Genomic DNA, 7389 nt, shown 5'->3' on the forward strand with positions numbered 1-7389 from the left:
TTGAAGAGGAGAGAGGAACGATGACACAAGGAAGTGCACGATCCAAGTCTTGGATGGATGAGGCGTGGGAGCGAACCGTTGCTAAGCTCACTAAAACAAGCAGACGAATCGAAGCAACCTTTCCCCATATTACCGTGAATGGGAAGTATGACAGCACCCAGCCACAATGGTGGACAAGCGGCTTCTGGCCAGGCTTATTATGGTTAATGTACCGGGAAACTGGGGACGAGAAATTAGCCGAGTATGCGGCTTCATGTGAAGCACAATTGGATGTGGTTCTGGAAAACTTTTACCAGTTGGATCATGATATGGGGTTTATCTGGAGCTTGTCCGCCGTAGCTCAATTTAAGCTTACAGGCAATGAACAATCGAAACGACGCGGGTTGATTGCGGCAAGCCATTTGGCAGGACGATTCAACTTGAAAGGTAATTTCATTCGTGCTTGGCCCGACAATGCGACAGATCGTCGTACCGGTTGGGCAATCATTGACTGCGCCATGAATTTGCCGCTTCTATATTGGGCTTCTGAGACCTTGGATGATCCGAGATTTAAGTTCGTCGCTATGGCACATGCGGACACCGTGCTGCGCGAATTTGTTCGTGAAGATGGCTCTGTGCGTCATATTGTGTGCTTCGATCCACATACGGGCGAACGAGTGGAGGTTAGGGCTGGACAGGGCTATTCGCCAGACTCGGCATGGTCCAGAGGAAATGCATGGGCGCTTCATGGTCTTGCGCTATCTTATCGCTATACGAGAGAGCAGCGGTATCTGGATGCTGTGAAGCGTGTTGCTCATTTCTTCATTTCCGCGCTGCCGGAGGATAGTGTACCGTACTGGGATTTCCGTGCTCCAAAGGAAGAACAAGACTGTGTGGATACATCGGCTGCTGCTTGTGCGGCCAGTGGCCTTCTAGAAATTGCAAATTGGGTTCCCGAACTCGAGGCTGCTCTCTATAGAGAAGCAGGAGAACGAATCATCAAATCACTCTACGAAAATTATGGGGCTTGGGACAACGAAGAAGAAGAGGGTCTCATAACCAAAGGGACGATCTTCTACAAATCTGAACGGTATCCGAATCATATTCCGATCATTTACGGCGACTTCTTCTTTGTGGAAGCATTGACGAAGCTGAAAGGACAGAAGGAAGTGCTCTGGTAGTTATAGAGGTATAAATGAGAGCCCTGCGAAATTTGGCAGGGCTCTTTCATATGCAAATCTATAAATCTTACACGCGAAGATAATCCGCCCTCCAATTCTTGACTTCGCGTTTAATGTCTTCTGGAGATAAGTTTTCAAGCACAGTTCGTTCACACAATGCGACGAATTCTTCGTCACTCGCAAAACGTAGTGCAAATATTTGAGGCAATGATAACGTAGAATCGAGTAGTTTCCCAGTAAGTCGATAATAGCGGAAATTTTCTTCCATTCGAATCACTCGATTTTGAACGGTATGACCGTAAAATCTCGCACTAATCATGGTGACAATGAAAAGTACGGTTAAAATAAGAGTGAAAACCGAAAACCAAACACTCTCATGATGATGAATCACACGGACGAAATGCACAATGGAACCAATCAGTATGATTAGACAAAGTGGCGCTCCAATAAAATGATAAAGCAAATAGTACCTGACATGATTTTGGTAATTTTGTTCTTTCAACTGAAATCACTCCTTTTTACTATCGTATTTCGTCGGTCAGAAATCATTCTATAATGAACAAGGGAATATGAAGATGAGGAATTGTTTTTGATTCTGCTTTTTTCATATTCAGATCCATAATTGAATACATATGTGTAAAGTGATCTGCATGTCCAACCAAGAATTGAATAAGCCAAGGGGATGAGCATATACAATGAAACAAGAAGATCAGGTTATATCGATTCTTGGGATTGGCACAGCTGTGCCTGAATTCCGTCTAGATCAAGCAGATACTTCTGGGCGATTAACGGATGCCTTACGTGACAACCCTAATTCCGCGCGTTGGGCGAAGAAAATTTTCAAGCAATGCGGCGTGGAAACCAGATACACCTGTGAACCGAACCTGCTGGAAACAGCTGAAAATTGCCGGTATTTTTCACAAACGAATCAGGATGCACCGTCGACCTCTGACCGAATGGCTACCTATAAGAGAGAGTCCGTACCATTAGCTTTGCAGGCGGCCAACAAAGCCTTGACCGATGCCAAAGTTGACGTGTCTGACATTACGCATCTGATCACCGTAAGCTGTACAGGACAGTTTCTTCCAGGATTAGATGCAGCATTGACGCAACAGTTGGGATTAGCTGCCAATGTGAATCGGATTCCTTTCAATTTTCTCGGGTGCGCTGCTGGGTTGAAGGCTGTATGTTTATCCCGCCAAATCGTTTCCAGTAATCCGCAAGCCAACGTTCTTGTTGTCTGTGTTGAGCTGTGTACACTTCACATTCAGCCATCTAGTGATCGTGAAGCTCTGTTTGGTGCATCCTTTTTCGGGGATGGTGCTTCTGCTTGTGTGGTCGGTGTCAGCAGTGATAAGCACCAGCCAATCTTCCAATTAGGGAATGATCATTCGATACTGTTACAAGATTGTGCAGATGAAATGAAATGGGATGTAGGGAATCACGGATTTGATCTGTACCTGTCGCCGAATATTCCTAAATTGATTGGAACCTGGGTTCCCGAACAAATCGAGCACCTGCTTGCTGGGGGTCTCAAACCGGAGATTTGGGCGATTCATCCTGGTGGGAAAGGGATTATTGATACATTGGAGGAGGTTTACGGATTATCAGCGGATGAAACGGGTCCGAGCCGAACGGTATTGCGCAATTATGGCAATATGTCCTCTGCAACGATTCTTTTTGTATTAGATCAAACCAGGCAGGAACTCGCGAACCGCGGTGCTGGACCAACAAGTGGGATATCCCTCGCATTCGGACCCGGATTAACGTGTGAAATGATTCAAATCACCTATCTCGGAGTTGCAGCTATCCATGAAAAGAAGTTAGATGAAACCTATGTTTAGGGGGCTTAAGCAACGGGCTGTACAGCATGAATTAATGGATGACTTCTCGTCAGGTGGTCCCGAGCTTCGACAAGCCTTGAAGCATTTGCGCCTGCTTAATCGCATTTTTGGTGCTGCGGGGCCTACTTTATTTGGATTAAAGCGCTTATGGCTGCAAGCAGGCAAGCCAAAGTCATTAACGATTCTCGATGTTGGATCTGGTTCCGGAGATGTCAATCGGCATCTGTTACGCTGGGCGGATGAGCATGGGGTAGAGCTTAGCATTACGCTCGTTGACATTACCGAGGAAGCTTGCGCTGAGGCACGGGAGCTCTATCGGGCTGAGCCACGCGTTCGTGTGATGAGGAGCAGTTTATTTCAGCTTCCGGAAAATGGGGTCGATATCACGACCGGCACACAATTTGTGCATCATTTTACCAACACAGAGCTTCCTCAAGTTGTGGGCTGCATGCTGAAGGCCTCCCGATTAGGTGTCGTTATTAATGATATCCATCGGCATTGGATCGCTTGGGCAGCTGTGTGGGTAACGGCTCGAATGATCTCCAAAAACCGCTATATTTTGAATGATGGCCCCTTGTCTGTAGCCAAAGGCTTTCGGGCCAGGGATTGGACATACCTCCGTAAAGCGTTGGGCATATCGGATATGTTGGTTTCCTGGAGACCTTTGTTCAGGTATGCTGTCGTGATTGTGAAAAGGGAGCGGGCATGATGACTCATAGTTATGATGTAGCCGTTATCGGTGCAGGAATCGCAGGTAGTGTGATGGCTAAGTCCTTAGCCGATCAAGGCTGGGATACAGTGCTGTTCGATCGAAAGGCATTCCCAAGGCATAAGGTTTGCGGGGAATTTCTGTCCCCAGAAGCGTTAACCATGCTTAAAAAGCTTGGATTGCGGAAAGCAGTCGCTGCCCTGAAGCCAAGTGCGATTCGTCGGACAAGCTTGATCCTTAGTCGAGGACAACCCTTGCAGATTGCTCTCCCAGGAACGGCTTGGGGAGTTAGCCGCTACCAGCTTGACTCCGCTCTTCATCATGCGGCATTGCGCTCAGGTGTACAGGTGGAGACAGAAACGACTGTGATTTCTGTGAAACCGAGTGATCAGGGATATTTCATTGAAGCCAAACAGCAAGGACATGTTCACGGATACCATGTACGAGCTGTTATTGCAGCTACGGGTGTAATGGGTCTTCCCGGTCATCATAGTCAACGTCCATCAGATGCTGCATCTATCAAGGGTACGCATCTTGGCGTGAAATCTCATTATACAGGGATTGAAATGAACGGCGTTGTGGAGCTTTATTTTTTTGATGGCGGTTACTTGGGCATTTCCCCCATTGAAGACGGGCGAGTGAACGTAGCGGCATTATTAGAACGAGAGGCTTTTCAACATACAGAAAAATCGATCCTAGGGTTAATTGAAGCAGCCTCCCTCAGGCATGGTAAGCTGTCCCAGCGGCTAGCTTCTGCCCAACCCGTTCATGGCACGCAGGCAGCTGTTGCGCCTGTTAAGCTAACCCGTACCCCTCTTGCTTGGGATAAGTATCCACGCTTGGGGGACGCCGCTATGATGCTGCCGCCGCTCTGCGGTGACGGGATGTCGATGGCGCTGCGTTCAGCGGGGATATGCGCACCACTCGCATCCCGGTATTTAAAGGGGGAGATCACCTTAGCTGAGTGGGAGCGGGACTATACGCAGGCTATTCACCGGGAATTTAAGGGACCCTTGAAATGGGGACATCTGTTGCAAGGGATGCTGGCTGTGCCATATCTGCCGCATATTATGCTTGCTGCTGCTAAGTACACACCTGGATTAGCTAATCGATTGGTTCAAGCGACTAGGTTAAAAGAAGCCGAGTTGTAAGGAGAGGGGCATGACCTTGCAGAAACTTGCCATGATATCCCTTCGTTATCCCAAAACGATCCTCCTATTCTGGCTCATATTCTTCCTTTATTTTGGTTTCTACGCCCCTAAGCTGCCTGGCGTTCTGAAGGATCATGGTCTGATCTCGGATGGAGCCTATGCCCAAGTCGAGCGAACGCTTGCCTCTGATTTCCATATCCCAGCGAACCCCGTCATTCTTGTGTTTGAGAACAAAACGCCTATGGACCCCCGGCAATTTGAGCGGTACATTCAGCAAGATCTCTTATCCTTACGTGGTATGGAAGGGTTAAGCGAAATCGTATCTCCACTCGATAGAGAGGGGATGATCCAAGGGGATCACGCCTATGCACTGCTGGGCTTTCAGCAAAGTCCACACGAAATGAAGCCTGTTCTGCATGAGCTCCAAACTCGTCTCCCGAAGCATCGCGATATGACCGTACAACTGACGGGGAAGTCGGCTGTACAAGAAGACGTGAATCGAGCGAGTGAACATGATCTGCGAAAAGCGGAAAGCGTTGGTCTGCCGGTGGCTTTTCTAATTCTTTGGCTGGCTTTTGGCGGCATGACATCAGCATTGATTCCAATTATCGTTGGAGTTATCGCAGTCTCCGGCACAATGGGGATGATGGTGTGGATTGGTACACGGATCGATTTGTCTAATTTCGTGCTGAATGTCATTCCGATGGTAGGTTTGGCTCTTAGCATTGATTTTGCCTTGATGATGGTTAGTCGTTTCCGCGAGGAAATCCATGTGCACCGGGCAGGTCAAGCCGTCATGACGACGATGACAACAGCAGGAAGAGCTGTCTTATTCTCAGCGCTGAGTGTTTTCCTAGGTCTCATGGGCATCTTGTTCATTCCACTTCCCATATTTTCTACCATTGCTTTAGGTGCTATGACCGTACTATCCGTTTCGGTATTGCTCTCCTTAACGTTAGTTCCGGCGCTTCTAACCCTGTGGTGGCCGGCCATTCGAGCCGAACGGAGACCACTTTATTCTCAGAATGGTAAAAGCAATCTCTGGTTTGCCATGGCACGCTTCGTGATGAGAAAACCTGTCCAAATGAGCCTGCTTGCTGCCTGTATCCTCATTGCTTGTTTCCTACCGCTGACGAAGATGCATGTGGCGATTCCAAACGCAACCTCCTTACCTGAGGGCTATGCGTCCCGCGCAGCTTTCGAAGCTTATCAAACCCACTTCGGTACTCGAACAAGTTCAGATGTCTATCTCATTGCAAGAGGGAAAACCTCCTCAATGACCATGAATGATTGGAAGAACGCTGCTTCGCTTATTCATAAATTAGAGAGAGATCCACTTGTTGAAGGGATAGATTCGGTTTTTTCGAACATGCGAATGCCGTATGATCAACTATATGCCGTATCCCACAATCCAGCTGCCCGAGTGAAATACGAGCGAATCTTTCAAGCTTTTGTTCATGAGAATGAGATGCTCGTTCAAATTCGATTAAAGGGTGAACCTACATCGCAGCAAGTGATGGACTGGCTGAGACGCTGGGAAAAAGAAGGGGCTTCATCAGTTACACTACCATTCCTTCTAGGCGGCGAAGCGAAGTATCAGCAGGAGATTTTCGACGACATTTTTGACAATATAAAATATGTATTTCTGTTCATCCTGGCCTCGAATTATGTCGTGTTATTCATTGCTTTCCGTTCCATTCTCATCCCCATAAAAACCATTCTCATGAACCTATTGAGCTTAGGCGCATCATTCGGGATTCTAGCCTGGTTATTTGAGGAGGGGCATTTCGGCTTGGAACCGAGTCGGATTGCCATTATGATTCCCGTGTTTATTTTTGGGCTGGCCTTCGGGATTTCGATGGATTACGGTGTTTTCTTGGTATCGCGGATCTATGAGGAGTACCAACGAACACAAGATAATTATCGCGCTGTGCTAGTAGGCTTGTCTTCGATAAGTAAAATCATAAACTCGGCTGCTGCTATCATGATTGCGGTCACCTTGCCATTTGCATTTGGAGATGTGGTAGGTGTGAAACAGCTAGGTATTGGCATTGCTGCGGCTATTTTCATCGATGCTACGGTGATCAGGTTGGTGCTCGTACCCGCATTAATGGTCATCCTCGGCAAATGGAACTGGTGGGGACCCCGTATGAATAAAACGCGTACATAAGGTAATACAAAAGGTTGCCCCAAAGGACAATATTGGAGTGGAAAAGGAGCTGAGCGTGGTTGCGCTTAGCTCCTTTGTTTTTTGCAATTACCTTAAGTTTTTGTATGTTGTGGCGAAAAGGGCCAGAATCGAATCCCCTCCACGCTGTAACGGTGAAAAACACGCTTACAGAGGCGAAATGTGCCAGAATTGAATGGCCCTCCACGCTGTAACGGTGAAAAACACGCTTACAGAGGCGAAATGTGCCAGAATCGAATCCCCTCCACGCTGTAACGGTGAAAAACACGCTTACAGAGGCGAAATGTGCCAGAATTGAATGGCCCTCCACGCTGTAACGGTGAAAAACACGCTTACA

General features: G+C 47.6%; 6 protein-coding genes. 5 read left to right on the top strand and 1 reads right to left on the bottom strand.

The annotated features are described in order from the left end of the window. Positions 1-20 precede the first annotated feature (20 nt). On the top strand, positions 21-1160 hold the full coding sequence (locus AC58QC_RS08115; RefSeq protein WP_497414667.1) for a glycoside hydrolase family 88 protein: 1140 nt from the start codon (positions 21-23) through the stop codon (positions 1158-1160). 67 nt (positions 1161-1227) lie between these two features. Here AC58QC_RS08115 and AC58QC_RS08120 read toward each other — a convergent pair whose 3' ends face one another. Beyond that, positions 1228-1662, bottom strand: a complete 435-nt coding sequence (locus AC58QC_RS08120) for a DUF6526 family protein (RefSeq protein ID WP_497414668.1) — start codon at positions 1660-1662, stop codon at positions 1228-1230. A gap of 193 nt (positions 1663-1855) precedes the next feature. On the opposite strand from AC58QC_RS08120, the gene AC58QC_RS08125 reads away from it, so the two are divergent. From AC58QC_RS08125 to AC58QC_RS08140, 4 genes are read left to right on the top strand one after another with little or no spacing between them, the layout of a single operon-like run. Next, positions 1856-3004 (top strand): type III polyketide synthase, encoded by a 1149-nt coding sequence (locus AC58QC_RS08125; RefSeq protein ID WP_497414669.1) that lies wholly within the window; start codon positions 1856-1858, stop codon positions 3002-3004. After that, positions 2997-3713 carry a methyltransferase domain-containing protein gene (locus tag AC58QC_RS08130; RefSeq protein ID WP_497414705.1) on the top strand — a complete coding sequence of 239 codons (717 nt, stop codon included), beginning with the start codon at positions 2997-2999 and terminating at the stop codon, positions 3711-3713. The genes AC58QC_RS08125 and AC58QC_RS08130 overlap by 8 nt, the downstream gene beginning before the upstream one ends. Beyond that, complete coding sequence (locus tag AC58QC_RS08135; RefSeq protein ID WP_497414670.1) at positions 3713-4864, top strand: NAD(P)/FAD-dependent oxidoreductase; 1152 nt, start codon at positions 3713-3715, stop codon at positions 4862-4864. The genes AC58QC_RS08130 and AC58QC_RS08135 overlap by 1 nt, the downstream gene beginning before the upstream one ends. 10 nt (positions 4865-4874) lie before the next feature. After that, complete coding sequence (locus AC58QC_RS08140; RefSeq protein WP_497414671.1) at positions 4875-7034, top strand: MMPL family transporter; 2160 nt, start codon at positions 4875-4877, stop codon at positions 7032-7034. The last annotated feature ends 355 nt before the right edge of the window (positions 7035-7389 follow it).

The organism is Paenibacillus sp. J22P51, from assembly GCF_059692215.1.

Bases quoted from the DNA above. Each gene is read 5' to 3' on its own strand.
- AC58QC_RS08115 (WP_497414667.1), top strand. From the start codon at position 21: ATGACACAAGGAAGTGCACGATCCAAGTCTTGGATGGATGAGGCGTGG.
- AC58QC_RS08125 (WP_497414669.1), top strand. From the start codon at position 1,856: ATGAAACAAGAAGATCAGGTTATATCGATTCTTGGGATTGGCACAGCT.
- AC58QC_RS08130 (WP_497414705.1), top strand. From the start codon at position 2,997: ATGTTTAGGGGGCTTAAGCAACGGGCTGTACAGCATGAATTAATGGAT.
- AC58QC_RS08135 (WP_497414670.1), top strand. From the start codon at position 3,713: ATGACTCATAGTTATGATGTAGCCGTTATCGGTGCAGGAATCGCAGGT.
- AC58QC_RS08140 (WP_497414671.1), top strand. From the start codon at position 4,875: ATGACCTTGCAGAAACTTGCCATGATATCCCTTCGTTATCCCAAAACG.